Here is a 13,161-nt window from a genome sequence, read left to right as displayed (position 1 = left end):
TACCTGCGGAAAGACGAGGGCCCTGCCGGGTACGAGGCGTACTCGGCAGGGCCCTGTCAACACCCAGTGCGGTGGTCTGGGCGGGACGTCACGCCTCGGCGTCGAGGCCGCCCATCACCAGCGGCAGCCGCTTCGGCCCGGCGGCGGTGATCTTGATCGGCACGCCCCAGTCCTGCCTGGTCAGACGGCAGGCCGGGTGCTCGACCGACGGGTCTTCGTCGCAGCTGGCGGCCTGCGCCACCACGTGCAGCACACCCTGCTCGATGCCGTCGGCCAGCACGAGGCGGCGGGTCAGGTCGGTGCCCACACCGGCGCCTTCGACCAGCAGTTCCGCCGGCGACGAGGTGATCTCCAGCCGCGTCGACGGCCCGTAGCGCTCGTCCAGCTTGGTGCCCGGCGGCGGCGTGAACACCACCGCGAGCTCGACCGTGCCGCTGCCGATCTCCGTGGCCGGCCGCTTGACCTGCTGCGACGACGCCCCCTCGACGAGGCGGGCCGCGACGCCGGGCGGCACCGGCCGCTCGAGGCGGTGCGCGGCGGAGGCGACCACCACCAGCTCACCGTCCACCACGGTCGCGCCAGACGGCTCCGCGACATCGGTGGCCAGCGTGGAAACCTCGCCGGTCGCCGGCTCGTAGCGCCGGACGGCACCGTTGTAGGTGTCGCAGACCGCGACCGAACCGTCGGGCAGCACCGCGACGCCGAGCGGGTGCTGGAACAACGCCTTGTCGGCGAGGCCGTCGGCGTGGCCGAAGTCGAACAGCCCGGTGCCGACGGCGGTCCGCACCGCGAAGCCCCCGTCGGCGGCCTCGACCCAGCGCAGCGCCGACGTCTCGGAGTCGGCCAGCCAGAGCCGGTCACCGCCGTCGGCCAGCCCGGACGTCTGGGCGAAGAACGCCTCGTCCGCCGCGCCGTCGCGCAGGCCCTCGACCGTCGTCCCGGCGAACCGCCGGACCTCGCCGGCGACCGGGTCGAACAGGCCGAGCGTGTGGTTGCCCGCCATCGCGATCACGACGCCGCCGGCCGGTTCCCACCAGACGACGTCCCAGGGGCTGGTCAGCGGCGTCTCCAGCGCGGGCCCGCTGTCCGAGCCGTCGCGCCACTGCTCGCCGGTCCCGGCCAGCGTGGTGACCTGGCCGTCCGCGAGCCGGACGCCGCGCAGCAGGTGGTTGACGGTGTCAGCGACCACCACGTCGTAGCCGACCTGCTCGGCGACACGCCGCGGCAGCAGCGCGAGACCCGCGGGCTCGGCGAACTCGGCGGCAGCGCCGTCGGCGCGACCGCGCTGACCGGTGCCGATGCGGCGCACGACCGTCTCGCCTTCGGCGGCGAACTCCGCCAGCAAGTGGTTCGCGGAGTCGGAGACCAGTAGGTTGCCGCCGGGCAAGGCGATGACCTTGCCCGGGAAGCGGAGCGTCGTCGCGGGCGCCTCCGGCGGCACGTACGGACCGTCGCCACGGTGCAGCGTGCCCTTGGCCTCGTGCTCGGCGATGACCTCGGTGATCACGCTGCGCAGCGCCTCGACGTGCCCCTCACCTGCGGCGACGTGCACGACGTAGCCCTCCGGGTCGACCACGACCAGCGTCGGCCAGGCCTTGACGGCGTAGTTCTGCCAGGTGGTCAGCTCCGGGTCGTCGAGCACGGGGTGGTGCACGGCGTAGCGCTCGACGGCGCCGATTAGCGCATCGGGATCGGCCTCGTGCTCGAACTTCGGCGAGTGCACGCCGACGGTGACGACCTCGTCGGCGAACTCGGCCTCCAGGGGCCGGAGCTCGTCGAGCACGTGCAAGCAGTTGATGCAGCAGAACGTCCAAAAATCAAGGATCAAGATTTTACCTCGAAAGTCCTTGAGCTGGAGTTCCTTGCCTCCGGTGTTCAACCACTGGCGCCCGACGAGTTCAGGGGCGCGGACACGGGCACGGCGCTTCTGCTGCTCAGCACTCACGACCGGAGTCAACAACACCGCCTGCGGGAGCTGTTCCAACGAGGTGGCGATCCGAGTCGCTTCTCACTTCCCGGGACGGCGGCGATCTCCGCGCGGGAGGTCGTCCCGTTCCACGAGATGGCCCCCGATCCCGAGCACCTCGGAGCAGAACCGGCGCGCCTGCTCGACTTCCGCGGGTGTGCAGTCCAAGAGAATCTTGAGCTCGACATCGCGCTTCCGCGGATCAGCGGTCAGCAGAACACTGATCACACCCGCGCCGCGAGCACTACCGACGAAGACGTCGACTTCGGCGCCGTCGCTGGAACGCGAGTTGTCGAGGTGGCCGTAGTCCAGCGGGTAGACCACGTCCGGAAAGCGCGGATGGGCATGGCCGCGCCAGCGGTCGATCGTCACCGTGGATCTGGCAACCAGGTCATCGAGGTTTGGGAAGAAGTCAGCCACAGTGCCCCTAAGAAGGAGTTGATTCTTCGGACTGGGACGTCCAAAAATCCAGCAGGATTACGCGTCCCCGCAGGTCTGCGAGGCGGATCTGCTCGCCGCCGGTGTTCAACCACTGGCGGCCTACGAGCTCGGGGGCACGGGCACGGCGCTTCTGCTGCTCAATATTCACGACCGGAGTCAACAACACTGTGGTAGCTCATCGACTGCTTGTGGCTTTGAAGTACTGGTTCGAGGGTTTGAGGAACACCAGGACGAGGAACAGCGGCATCGCGACCAGCACCGTCAACAACTCGATGCTGGCGATGATCGCGCCCGGCTGGCTGATGAGAGGCCCCAGCTGGAAATCGAAGGCGATGAGCATCTGGATAATGCCGTAAAGGCCGTAGAGCAGCCAGACCACGGCGAGGATCGCGAGTGTGGTCCGAGCCCAGTTCCTGCCAGCGCGCATCCGGAACGCGAAGATCACCCACAGCACGGTAAGCACGAGGGTGCCCAACGTGTTGACCACGTTGAAGATGAGCGGGCCTAACCAGGCATCGAGATATCTGATGACTTGCAGCGCGAGGACCACGAAGCTGATAACGGTCAGCACCGCCGAGAGGATCGGCACCACGATGCCGATCAAGGTCGCGAACGTCACCGTCCCCGGCGCTTTCGATCGGCCAAACTGCTGCTGTGGCGGGAACTGCTGGTTACCCGCCGGCTGGAACTGCTGCTGCGACCAAGGATTTTGACGCGCTGTCACGCGAAGAGAGTAAGACACCGACAACGATCAAGAACGTGCCTGCTTGCCGTCGCCCTCGTACCAGTCGGCCGCGGTGATGTTCTCCCGGAAGACCCGGCGAGCGAGTTCGTCGGCCTTGACGCGCAGCCGCGCGATCAGTTCGCCGCCAGGACCCGTTCGAGTGTGGCGTAGCCCACCGGTTCCCAGGTCGGTTTACCCCCGGGCAGACCGAGCCTGCCACGCTGTCCGATCCAGATCAGGTTCAGGGCGCGCGCGACGGCCCAGCCTCGGGCCCGGGCGATGGTGGCTTCGTCGGCGTGCTCATAGGCGTCGAAGAAGCGACTTGCCGCGCCGGCAGGCAGCAGAATCCAAGCGGCTGAAAGATCGGTCGCGGGATCGCCTGCGCACATATCTCCGAAGTCGATAACCCCAGCGAGCATCCCGTCCCGGACGACCACGTTGGCCGGATGCAAATCACCGTGCAGCCAGAGCGGCGAGCCCTGCCGGGCGGGCGCCGCGACGGCCTTCTCCCATACTTCCCGCGCAGCGTCAGCGTCCGGGTAGTCGGCAATGACCTCGAGCCAGCCGTCGAACACCTGCCGCAGACCGGCCAGCGGGATGCCGCGCGTCGGGTTGGCCGGGGCGTCAGCCGGCGCCTGGTGATGCAGCACCCCAAGGAACCCGGCGAGGACCTCGGCCGCCTCGATGCGGGTGATCGGCGCGTGATCGGCCGGCTCACCCTCGACCCAGCGCGCGATCGTCCAGGTGTGCTTGAACAGGCTCGAAGGCTTGCCGATGCGAACCGGCGCGGGCGTTGGCAGTGGCAGGCGCTCGGCCAACACCGGCAGCCACGTCTGCTCCGTCTGCAGCAGAGCCGGCGCTCGCTCGGTGCGCGGCAAGCGCACGGCCAGCTTCTCCCCGAGGCGCCACTGCTGGTTGTCCCAGCCTCCGTTGACGTCTCGGAGCTCGAGGTCCGCGAGATCCGGATGCTGATCCCGTAGTAGCGCCCGCACCAGGTCCTGCTCGAACTTCAACTCGTCCACCGAGGAGCCTCCGGTCACTGGCATGCGAAGGCACGCTAGCACCGGTCGGACGTAGCAGTCGGAAGGGTTGATTCTGTGGTCTGCAACGTCCAGAAGTCGAGGACGAGCACCTTGCCGCGGAAGTCGACGAGCCGGAGCTCCTTGCCTCCGGTGTTCAACCACTGGCGCCCGACGAGTTCGCGGGCGCGCACACGCGCGCGGCGGGATGTCTGTTGAGCACTCACAACGCCAGCCAACAACACCCGCATGGAGCAATGTTCCCGCGCCCACCATCCGGAACGCAGCTCGCCCACTTCCCGGGGATCCCGCGGCCAGCACCAATCGCCGCTGCGCCATTCAGGTGAACTCGATTCAGATGGCTGTCGCAACGGCGTACAGCGACCAAGATCTTTGGTCGTCGATCTGGGGAGGGTTCACACATTGGTCGAATTTCGCACGCGCCCGGACGGGACGAGGTACCCGATCAACGGCAGGAAAGGACGGGGCGGAGTCGTTGCCGCAGCCGGCGCGACTGCGGTCGCGCTCGCGGCGTACACGGGCGGCGGAGCCGTCACGAGCGGCGCCGGTTCCATCGCCGGGGAGAGCATCTCCATCCGCACGAGCAACGCCAAGCAGTCGGCTCGCAACGGCCAGCCCGACAAGGCTTGGCAGCAGATGCGGCTGCGGGTCACCAGGCAGCGGGCCCCCGAGCACTACGTCGACTGCGTCCTGCATTCCTTCGGGCAGGTGCGGGACTTCTTCGTCGAGACGCCTTGCCGCTCCATGACCAGAACTCTGGTGCCGCTCGCCGACGAGCACGGCAACACCGCGGTCGTCTCGATCGCCTGGGTGCAAATGCGCACGTCAGGCGCGGCGCGCGAGCTGGACCGCCTCGACTACCGCGACGGCACCGGCGACGTCACCGCGCTCGGGCACAGCGTCCTCGCCGCGCAGGGCGTGTCGTTCACCGGCGAGCACTACAAGTCGCGCGTGAAGGGGACGCTTTTCGTGCGCGCCGAAGCGGCTCCGGTGAGCGGCAACCCCGATCCGGCACTGCTGGAGGGCATGGCTCAAATCGCGGTGCTGTTGCCGCGGCCGTGAGCCGTGGTGCGCGTGGTCAGCGGCTGGCTCGGTCTCGCACGTAGTAGGCGGTCGCCGCCAGGGTGGGGACCAGGGCTCCGATCAGGACGATGGCGATTTGCACCCAAGACTCCTTTCGCACATCGACGGATCATCGGCGCACCCGGGAATAACGCCCGGGCCGTCGGGTTTTCAGGTGGTGGGTGGGCGAAGCGCCCGATACCGGCAGGCGTGCCGGAATTGGAAAGCCCCGCGATGCTGCCAGGTCGGGGGTCCGACAGCACCGCGGGGTCATCCTGCATATCGACGTCCGAGGGCTTCTCGTTACACACGTATCCACATGTGTCTTAGCTCACCTCCAGGTCCACCTGAACAAGCGACCCATCGGTATCTATATGCGCGTCTAGCAACTGCGCTAGACAGCGCTAGAAGCCTGTAGGGGGCGGGCGACCACTAGGGGAGATCTCCGGTAGAACGCCGGATGAGCTGGTCTTATCGATGCAGCACCCTTCGGCGTTCGCGCTGAAGGCCAATCCGGACGGGGCCAGGCTCCGGGACCGCTGGCAATCGGGCATCGACGTGCCCGCAGACCAGGGCCGGGCCGACTCCGGGGACATCGAGATCGACCTGGTCGAGCTGGTCGAGCTGGTCGAGCTGTTCACCGAGGTCGCCGAGCTGGCCGCGGACGTCGGCGCCGGGATCGCGCTGCTGATCGACGAGATGCAGGACGTACAGCCCGCCGATTTCTCGGCGTTGTGCGCCGCCTGCCACGAGCTCTCCCAGTCCGGCGCGCCGCTGGTGGTCGTCGGCGCGGGGCTGCCGCACCTGCCGGCCGTGCTGTCGGCGAGCAAGTCCTACTCCGAGCGGCTGTTCCGCTACGTGCGGATCGACCGGCTGGCCCGCTCGGACGCCGACCACGGCGTCGTGGCGCCCATCGAGCGCGAGGAAGCCGAGATCTCCCCGGCTGCCCTGGACGCCCTGTTCACGATCTCTGGCGGCTACCTTCAGGACGGCGAGCACCTCCTCGACGCGGTCCGGGGCGCGGTGCCGGAGCGCGAGGTCGCGGATCGCGCGGTGCAGCGCGGCGGACAGCGGGCGGCGCAACCCGGCCTCGGGGCGGGCCTCCACCTTGCCCGCGCCCCAGCCGCGCCGGACCGCCATCGACCGCAGCTCGCCCAGCAGCACCGTCTTGCCGACGCTGCGCAACCCCGTGAGCACGAGACTGCGTTCCGGACGGCCGCGCGCGACACGTTCGAGCCGACTTCGAAGGCGTCGACCTCGCGATCCCGACCGGCCAGTTCGGGGGGCCGCTGTCCGGCGCCGGGGGCGAAGGGGTTGCGGACCGGGTCCATTCCTCGGACTGCATCCAGTCGTCTAGCGCTGATTCGATATCCGGCGAGAAACCGCGATGGGCGTGTTCCCGCCAACTCGGTGTGTATTCGCTCGTCTAGGAAAATCGCCATACCGATCGATACTCCGGAATCGAGCCGGTTGGCGACCTGCAACCGGCACCGCCGCGGGTTCTCAGGCCGTGCTTACCCCGTCGGATCTCCGCGAAGGGGTCGCAATTTCCATCTTGAAATCGGCGGCATCTGAGGTTCCGTCACCCGCACCGCCACGCAGGACGAGTTTGGAACCAGCCTCGGGCGCGCCAAAACGGAGCTCCGTGGGCAGACCCCGGGGACCTCGTCAGCGTTCGAGGACGGCCGTCATGCCCTGGCCGCCCGCCGCGCAGATGGAGATCAGACCTCGGCCGGAGCCCTTCTCCGCGAGCAGCTTCGCCAGGGTCGCGACGATGCGGCCGCCCGTTGCCGCGAAGGGGTGGCCCGCCGCCAGGGACGAGCCGTTGACGTTGAGCTTCGCCGGGTCGATCTCGCCCACCGGCTCGTCGCGACCGAGCCGGTCCTTGCAGAACTTCGGGTCCTGCCAGGCCTTCAGGGTGGCCAGCACCTGCGAGGCGAACGCCTCGTGCACCTCGTAGAAGTCGAAGTCGCCCAGCCCCAGGCCGGCCCGGTCGAGCAGCTTCGGCACCGCGTAGGCCGGGGCCATCAGCAGGCCTTCGTCGCCGCTGACGTGGTCGACCGCGCCGGACACCACCTCGCCGAGGTAGGCCAGCACCGGCAGTTGCCGCTGCGCGGCCCACTCCTCGCTGGCCAGCAGCACGGTGGACGCGCCGTCGGTCAGCGGCGTCGAGTTGGCGGCCGTCATGGTCGCGCTCTCGCCGCGGCCGAACACCGGCTTCAGCTTGGCGAGCTTCTCCACCGAGCTGTCCGCCCGCAGGTTCTGGTCCCGGGCCTGGCCCAGGTACGAGGTGATCAGGTCGTCGAAGAAGCCGCGGTCGTAGGCGGCGGCGAGCCGCTGGTGGCTGCGCGCGGCCAGCTCGTCCTGCTCCTCGCGGCCGATCTCCCAGGCCAGCGCGGTCTTCGCCGCGTGCTCGCCCATGGACAGCCCGGTGCGGGGTTCGGTGTTGCGGGGGATCTCCGGCACGAGGTGCCGGGGCCGGACCCCGGTCAGCGCCTTCAGCCACGCGGCCGGGGACTTGGCGTGGTTGGCCCGCAGCAGGACGCGGCGCAGGTCGTCGTTGACCGCGATGGGCGCGTCGCTGGCCGAGTCGACGCCGCCGGCGATACCGACGTCGAGCTGGCCGAGGGCGATCTTGTTCGCCACCGACACCACGCTCTCCAGCCCCGTCGCACAGGCCATCTGCACGTCGTGGGCGGGAGTGCGAGGGTCGAGCCGGGAGCCAAGCACGGTCTCGCGCGCCAGGTTGAAGTCGCGGCTGTGCTTGAGCACCGCACCGGCGACGAACTCGCCGAGCCGCTCGCCCTGCAGCCCGAACCGCGCGATCAACCCGTCGAGGGCCGCAGTGAGCATGTCCTGGTTGGAAGCGCGGGCGTAGGGGCCGCCGGACCTGGCGAACGGAATCCGGTTGCCGCCGATGATCGCTACTCGCCGAACGGTGGCCATGGCCTGACTCCCTAGCTAGTTGATGCGGGTGCTCTCTGGCACCCTAACCTACCCGTGGGTAGGTTAGACGTCGAGCGAACTTCGCCCCCCCAGACCCGCGGGAGTGTCCAATGGCCGACCGGTACCAGCAGTTCACCCTGTCCCCGATCGGGCGGCAGGTCGTCAAGCGGCTCGGCCTGCCTCAGCCGACGCCGCTGCGGCGCCACCGCCCCGGCGATCCCGCGGTGAGCGGCCCTGTGCTGGTCGGCGCCGCCCCCGGCGGTCGGCTCGGTGACGCGGTCGCGGCCACCCTCCAAGACGTCCGGGCCCAGGTCCACCACGCGCCCGTCGAGGGTGAACGCTATTCGGCGCTGGTCTTCGACGCGACCGGCATCGGCAGCAGCGAGCAGCTGCGCGAGCTGTACGAGTTCTTCAGACCGACGATCCGGCAGACCGACCGCTGCGGTCGGGTGATCGTGCTCGGCACCCCGCCCGAGGCCCACCAGGACCCACGCGCGCACACCGCGCAACGCGCACTTGAGGGCTTCGTACGCACCGCGGGCAAGGAACTCAAGCGCGGCGCGACCGCGCAGCTGGTCTACGTCGCCGAAGGCGCCGAGAACGCGCTCGGCTCCACGCTGCGGTTCCTCCTCTCCGCGAAGTCCGCGTACGTGTCCGGTCAGGTGGTCCGGGTTGGCCCGGCCGAAGTCCCCGAGCTCGACTGGGAAAGCCCGCTGCGCGACAAGATCGCGCTGGTCACCGGCGCATCGCGGGGCATCGGCGAAGCCATCGCGGAGACCCTCGCGCGCGACGGCGCCCACGTGGTGTGCCTCGACGTGCCCGCGCAGGGCGGCGACCTCGCCGAGGTCGCCAACCGCATCGGCGGTTCGACGCTGCAGCTGGACATAACCGCCGAAGACGCCGGCGACCGGATCGCCGAACACTTCGCGCAGCGCCACGACGGCCTCGACGTCGTCGTGCACAACGCCGGGATCACCCGCGACAAGACGATCGGCCGGATGACGCCGCAGCAGTGGGACGCGGTGCTCGCGGTGAACCTGACCGCGCAGGAGCGGGTCAACGAGCGCCTGCTCGCCGAGGACTCCCCGCTGCGGCCCGGTGGGCGGATCATCGGCGTCGCCTCGATCAGCGGCATCGCGGGCAACGTCGGGCAGGCCAACTACGCGGCGTCCAAGGCCGGGGTGATCGGGCACGTGCAGTCCACCGCCGGGGCAGCCGCAGGTCGCGGGGCCACCATCAACGCGGTCGCGCCCGGCTTCATCGAGACCAAGATGACCGCGGCCATCCCGCTGTTCGTGCGCGAGGCCGGGCGGCGGATGAACAGCATGTCCCAGGGCGGCCTGCCGGTGGACGTCGCGGAGACCATCGCCTGGTTCGCCAACCCTGCGTCGGCCGGGGTGAACGGCAACGTCGTCCGGGTCTGCGGGCAGAGCCTGCTGGGCGCCTGACAGTCGTGAGCGCGAATGCCGGTAAGAACCCGTTTGCGCACTCACGACTCCCTCGACGGAACGGAGCCTGCGATGCCGGAACTGAGCACTGCGCCGAAGCTTTCCTCGCTGTACCTCAAGGCCGTCGCCACCGGACCAACCCGACGCGGCGACCGGCTGCCGGACACCGAGTACCTACGGCGCGACTTCGAGATCGGCCGCGACCAGCTCGCCGAGTACAACCGGGTGTGCGGGTTCGGGCTGCGCGACGAACTGCCGATCACCTACCCGCACGTGCTCTCTTTCGCGCTTTCGGTGCAGCTGATGACGGACCCGGATTTCCCGTTCCCACTGGTCGGGCTGGTGCACGTGGCCAACAGGATCCGGCAGGAGCGCCCACTGCTGGCGACCGAGGCGCTGACGCAGCGGGTCAGCGTGGCCGACCTCCGCCCGCACCCGAAGGGCCGGCAGTTCGACGTGATCACCGAGACCGCCGCAGGCGGCGAGGTGGTGTGGCGGGAGGTCAGCACCTACCTGCGCCGCGGCGGAGCCGCCGGCGAGCAGCGGAGCGGCGGTTCGGAGCCGCGGGAGCCTGGCGCGGCCGGGGAGCCGACGGCGACCTGGCGGGTGCCCGGCGACACCGGGCGGCGGTACGCGGCCGTCTCCGGTGACCGCAACCCGATCCACCTGCACCTGTTGACGGCCAAGGCGTTTGGCTTCCCGCGGGCGATCGCGCACAGCATGTGGTCGAAGGCCCGCTGCCTGGCGGCGTTCACCGAGCGGCTGCCGGACGCGTACGAAGTGGACGTCGAGTTCCGCAAGCCGCTGCAGCTGCCGTCCACGGTGGACTTCACGATGCGCCGGCAGGACACCGGCTGGGGATTCGCCCTGCACTCCCACTCCGGCAAGCCCCACCTGCTGGGCTCCGTGCGCTGACCCGAGGTCACCGCAATTTCAATGGGCTTTTTTCATCCTGATCTTGGCTGGTCAGAGGGTGTGGTCGTGGGTGGCGTGGTGTGGGCGGGCTGGCCAGGGCCATGATCATTTATCAAGATCATCTGACGGTGGCCGTGGTCGCGGAGAAGATGTGACGATGATCATGGCCGGTTGGCTGCAACGAGAGTGCCCCCGGCGGGGTTGGGGAGTGTGTGAAAACCCAATCCAGCCCCGCCGAGGGCACCGAACCCATTGTGTACCAAGCCCAACTTCCCGTGTCGAGGGCCACGATCGACTACCTCGCCTCGCTGATCACCACGCACTGCAGGAAAATCCGCTCTCGCTGGCGCAAGGTGACCCCTGGTACGCAGGCGATCATCGTGCTCGCGGTGCTGCGTCACGACCAGCGGCTGCTGGACATGGCCGGCGGCAACAGGGTGTCGGCCTCGACGATCCGCCGCTGGGTGCTGGAGGTCATCGACCTGCTGGCCGCCCGTGCCCCGCGCCTGGACCGCGTCCTGAGCAAAGTGGCCCGCGGCGGGGGTGAGGTCGTGCTGCTGGATGGCACCCTGGTGCGCACCCAGCGCCGCACCGGCAAGAACAACCGGCGCAACTACAGCGGCAAACACAAAGCCCACGGCCTGCTGTTTCTCGCCCTCACCGACCACAAAGGCAACCTGTTGTGGTTCTCTGCGGCCAAACCAGGGCGGGCCTCGGAAGTCACCACCGCCCGCCACAACAACATCACCACCGCACTCCGGGACGCCGAACTCGGCGCGATGTGCGACCTCGGATTCACCGGACTGGAAGACGACCCCGACGAACCCGTGATCATCATCGGCCGCCGCGCCGCCCGCGCCCACCCGCTCACCGACGCCCAGAAACAAGCCAACCAACTCGTTGCCCGCGAACGCGCCACCTGCGAACACGGCTTCGCCGACCTCAAAAACTGGCGCATCCTCACCCGCCTACGCATGCACGCAGCCAACGCCACCCGCCTACTACGGGCCCTGCTGGTGCTGACCAACCTCGAAATCACCCGCTGACAAACGATCATCAAAAATGATCATCGCCCCTGACCAGCCCACACACACCCCACCCCACCCCGTCAACCCCCCACCACCAGAACAAACAGGATGAAAAAACCCCAATGGAAATTGCGGCCCTTCGGCGTGTCGTCCCCCGACACGCCGAAGGCTGTGGACAACTTCCGCAATTTCAATGGAAATCAGAGCTCTGATTTCCATTGAAATTGCGGACGGTCACTGGTCGGGTGTCCAGGAGCGGCCTTCGACTAGATCACTGAAGCCCATCCAGACCATGTTCATCAGGCGCATCGCCATCCCGTCGGCGGCGTGCTCGGGGTGCTGGAACCACCACTCCACCAGCGACTCGCCGGCCCCGACCAGGGCCACCGCGAACGGCTCGGTCTGCTCCGGCTGCATCGGCTGCGCCGACTCCTCGGTCGCCTGCGCCAGCAGCGCGGCGATCACGCTCGTCGCCCGCTCCCGCCACTCCACCAGCTCCGAGACGAACGGTTCGCCCTGGTTGACCTGCCGGTGCAGCACCGCCCAGCCCGCCTGGTTGCGGCTGACGTACTCGAAGAACACCCGCAGGCCGCGCCACAGCTGCTCGGCCGGGCTCAACCCGGCTTCCACCGCCACGCTGATCGCGTCGATCAGCCGGGCGGCCTCGCGCCGGATGCAGGCGACGAACAGCTCGTCTTTGGCGCCCAGGTAGGCGTAGAGCATCGGCTTGGAGATGCCCGCGACCTCGGAGATCTCGTCCATCGACGCGGTGTGGAAACCGTGCGTGGCGAACACCTCGACCGCGGCGTCCAGGATCTGCCGCTCGCGAACCGCCCGCGGCAGGCGCCGCGACCGGGGGCGGCCGTTGTCCTGACGATCGACCATCTCACCTCATACTCTGGTCCTTTCCGGCCAGGCTAGATCAGATCAGATCGGTCGCGCCCACTTGCCTTCGAACCTACTCGAACATAGTCTTACTCATGAGTAGGTAATGGAGGTTGCATCGATGCCCCAACCCGAGATCGACCCGGTCGCGGCCCTCGGAGAGGTCGACCCCAAGAAGGTCGGCAAGGCGGAGTTCGTCGCGCTGCTCGCGGCCGCCTCCGAGATCGCCGGCGGCGGCGCCGCGGTGGACCTGAGCGCGCTGCGACCGGAGCAGTTCGCGCGGCTGATCACACGCGCCTCCGACGAGCAGCTCGAAGCCGTGATGGACCGCCCCGAACTGCGCGAACGCATCCTCGACGAAGTGTTCCGGCGGATGGGCGAGCACTACAAGTCCGAGAAGGCTGGCTCGACCGATGCCGTAGTGCGGTGGCGCATCGGCAGCGACGACGACCTGCTGCGCTACGAGTGCGTGTTGGCCGACGGCAAGTGCACCGTCAGCAAGGACCCGCAGCACGAGCCCAGGGTGACGATCACGACGCCCCCGGCCGAATTCCTGAAGCTGGCCTCCGGCAACGCCTCGGCACCCATGCTGTTCATGAAGGGCAAGCTGAAGGTCGCCGGCGACCTCGGCTTCGCAGCCGGGCTGACCAAACTGTTCCAGATCCCCAAAGCCTGAGTGCTTTTCCCCGAACCGGTTTCGCGCGGC

General features: G+C 68.8%; 11 protein-coding genes and 2 pseudogenes. 6 read left to right on the top strand and 7 right to left on the bottom strand.

Annotation, left to right across the window (positions count from 1 at the left end; all coding sequences use genetic code 11):
• Nucleotides 1-88: 88 nt before the first annotated feature.
• The 4 genes from DL519_RS30615 to DL519_RS30600 all read right to left on the bottom strand — a co-directional run bounded on the left by DL519_RS30615 (nucleotide 89) and on the right by DL519_RS30600 (nucleotide 4,177).
• Nucleotides 89-1,945, bottom strand: a complete 1,857-nt coding sequence (locus tag DL519_RS30615; protein WP_190824311.1) for an NHL domain-containing thioredoxin family protein — start codon at nucleotides 1,943-1,945, stop codon at nucleotides 89-91.
• A gap of 63 nt (nucleotides 1,946-2,008) precedes the next feature.
• The gene (locus DL519_RS30610) at nucleotides 2,009-2,386 is read right to left on the bottom strand and encodes an inorganic pyrophosphatase (RefSeq protein WP_190819953.1); all 378 of its coding nucleotides are present in this window, start codon (nucleotides 2,384-2,386) and stop codon (nucleotides 2,009-2,011) included.
• A gap of 196 nt (nucleotides 2,387-2,582) precedes the next feature.
• Nucleotides 2,583-3,149 carry a hypothetical protein gene (locus tag DL519_RS30605; RefSeq protein ID WP_190819951.1) on the bottom strand — a complete coding sequence of 189 codons (567 nt, stop codon included), beginning with the start codon at nucleotides 3,147-3,149 and terminating at the stop codon, nucleotides 2,583-2,585.
• 116 nt (nucleotides 3,150-3,265) lie between these two features.
• On the bottom strand, nucleotides 3,266-4,177 hold the full coding sequence (locus tag DL519_RS30600) for an aminoglycoside phosphotransferase family protein (RefSeq protein WP_190819949.1): 912 nt from the start codon (nucleotides 4,175-4,177) through the stop codon (nucleotides 3,266-3,268).
• Nucleotides 4,178-4,573: 396 nt separating this feature from the next.
• On the opposite strand from DL519_RS30600, the gene DL519_RS30590 reads away from it, so the two are divergent.
• Nucleotides 4,574-5,233, top strand: a complete 660-nt coding sequence (locus DL519_RS30590; RefSeq protein ID WP_190819947.1) for a hypothetical protein — start codon at nucleotides 4,574-4,576, stop codon at nucleotides 5,231-5,233.
• A 489-nt stretch (nucleotides 5,234-5,722) separates the two neighbouring features.
• Nucleotides 5,723-6,218: pseudogene (locus DL519_RS30585) on the top strand (ATP-binding protein); the annotation flags it as partial.
• Nucleotides 6,219-6,283: 65 nt separating this feature from the next.
• Here the strand turns inward: DL519_RS30585 and DL519_RS50440 are convergent.
• Together DL519_RS50440 and DL519_RS30575 are read right to left on the bottom strand one after the other, a co-directional pair.
• Nucleotides 6,284-6,430 (bottom strand): annotated as a pseudogene (locus tag DL519_RS50440) (ATP-binding protein); the annotation flags it as partial.
• A gap of 471 nt (nucleotides 6,431-6,901) precedes the next feature.
• Nucleotides 6,902-8,179 (bottom strand): acetyl-CoA C-acetyltransferase, encoded by a 1,278-nt coding sequence (locus DL519_RS30575; RefSeq protein ID WP_190819945.1) that lies wholly within the window; start codon nucleotides 8,177-8,179, stop codon nucleotides 6,902-6,904.
• 110 nt (nucleotides 8,180-8,289) lie between these two features.
• Here DL519_RS30575 and DL519_RS30570 point away from each other — a divergent pair, with 110 nt between their 5' ends.
• The 3 genes from DL519_RS30570 to DL519_RS30560 all read left to right on the top strand — a co-directional run bounded on the left by DL519_RS30570 (nucleotide 8,290) and on the right by DL519_RS30560 (nucleotide 11,588).
• Nucleotides 8,290-9,627: a 3-oxoacyl-ACP reductase gene (locus DL519_RS30570; RefSeq protein ID WP_190819943.1), complete on the top strand. Its 1,338-nt coding sequence runs from the start codon at nucleotides 8,290-8,292 to the stop codon at nucleotides 9,625-9,627.
• Nucleotides 9,628-9,699: 72 nt separating this feature from the next.
• Nucleotides 9,700-10,542 carry a MaoC family dehydratase gene (locus DL519_RS30565; protein ID WP_190819941.1) on the top strand — a complete coding sequence of 281 codons (843 nt, stop codon included), beginning with the start codon at nucleotides 9,700-9,702 and terminating at the stop codon, nucleotides 10,540-10,542.
• A gap of 212 nt (nucleotides 10,543-10,754) precedes the next feature.
• The gene (locus tag DL519_RS30560) at nucleotides 10,755-11,588 is read left to right on the top strand and encodes a transposase family protein (RefSeq protein ID WP_190813279.1); all 834 of its coding nucleotides are present in this window, start codon (nucleotides 10,755-10,757) and stop codon (nucleotides 11,586-11,588) included.
• A gap of 216 nt (nucleotides 11,589-11,804) precedes the next feature.
• Here DL519_RS30560 and DL519_RS30555 read toward each other — a convergent pair whose 3' ends face one another.
• Nucleotides 11,805-12,455: a TetR/AcrR family transcriptional regulator gene (locus tag DL519_RS30555; protein ID WP_190819940.1), complete on the bottom strand. Its 651-nt coding sequence runs from the start codon at nucleotides 12,453-12,455 to the stop codon at nucleotides 11,805-11,807.
• Nucleotides 12,456-12,576: 121 nt separating this feature from the next.
• Between DL519_RS30555 and DL519_RS30550 the strand changes: the two genes are divergently transcribed.
• Nucleotides 12,577-13,131: an SCP2 sterol-binding domain-containing protein gene (locus DL519_RS30550; protein ID WP_223839745.1), complete on the top strand. Its 555-nt coding sequence runs from the start codon at nucleotides 12,577-12,579 to the stop codon at nucleotides 13,129-13,131.
• The last annotated feature ends 30 nt before the right edge of the window (nucleotides 13,132-13,161 follow it).

The organism is Saccharopolyspora pogona, from assembly GCF_014697215.1.
Taxonomy (GTDB): domain Bacteria; phylum Actinomycetota; class Actinomycetes; order Mycobacteriales; family Pseudonocardiaceae; genus Saccharopolyspora; species Saccharopolyspora hattusasensis.
Note: the sequence above shows the minus strand (reverse complement) of the source record. Positions and strands in the feature narration are given on the sequence as shown.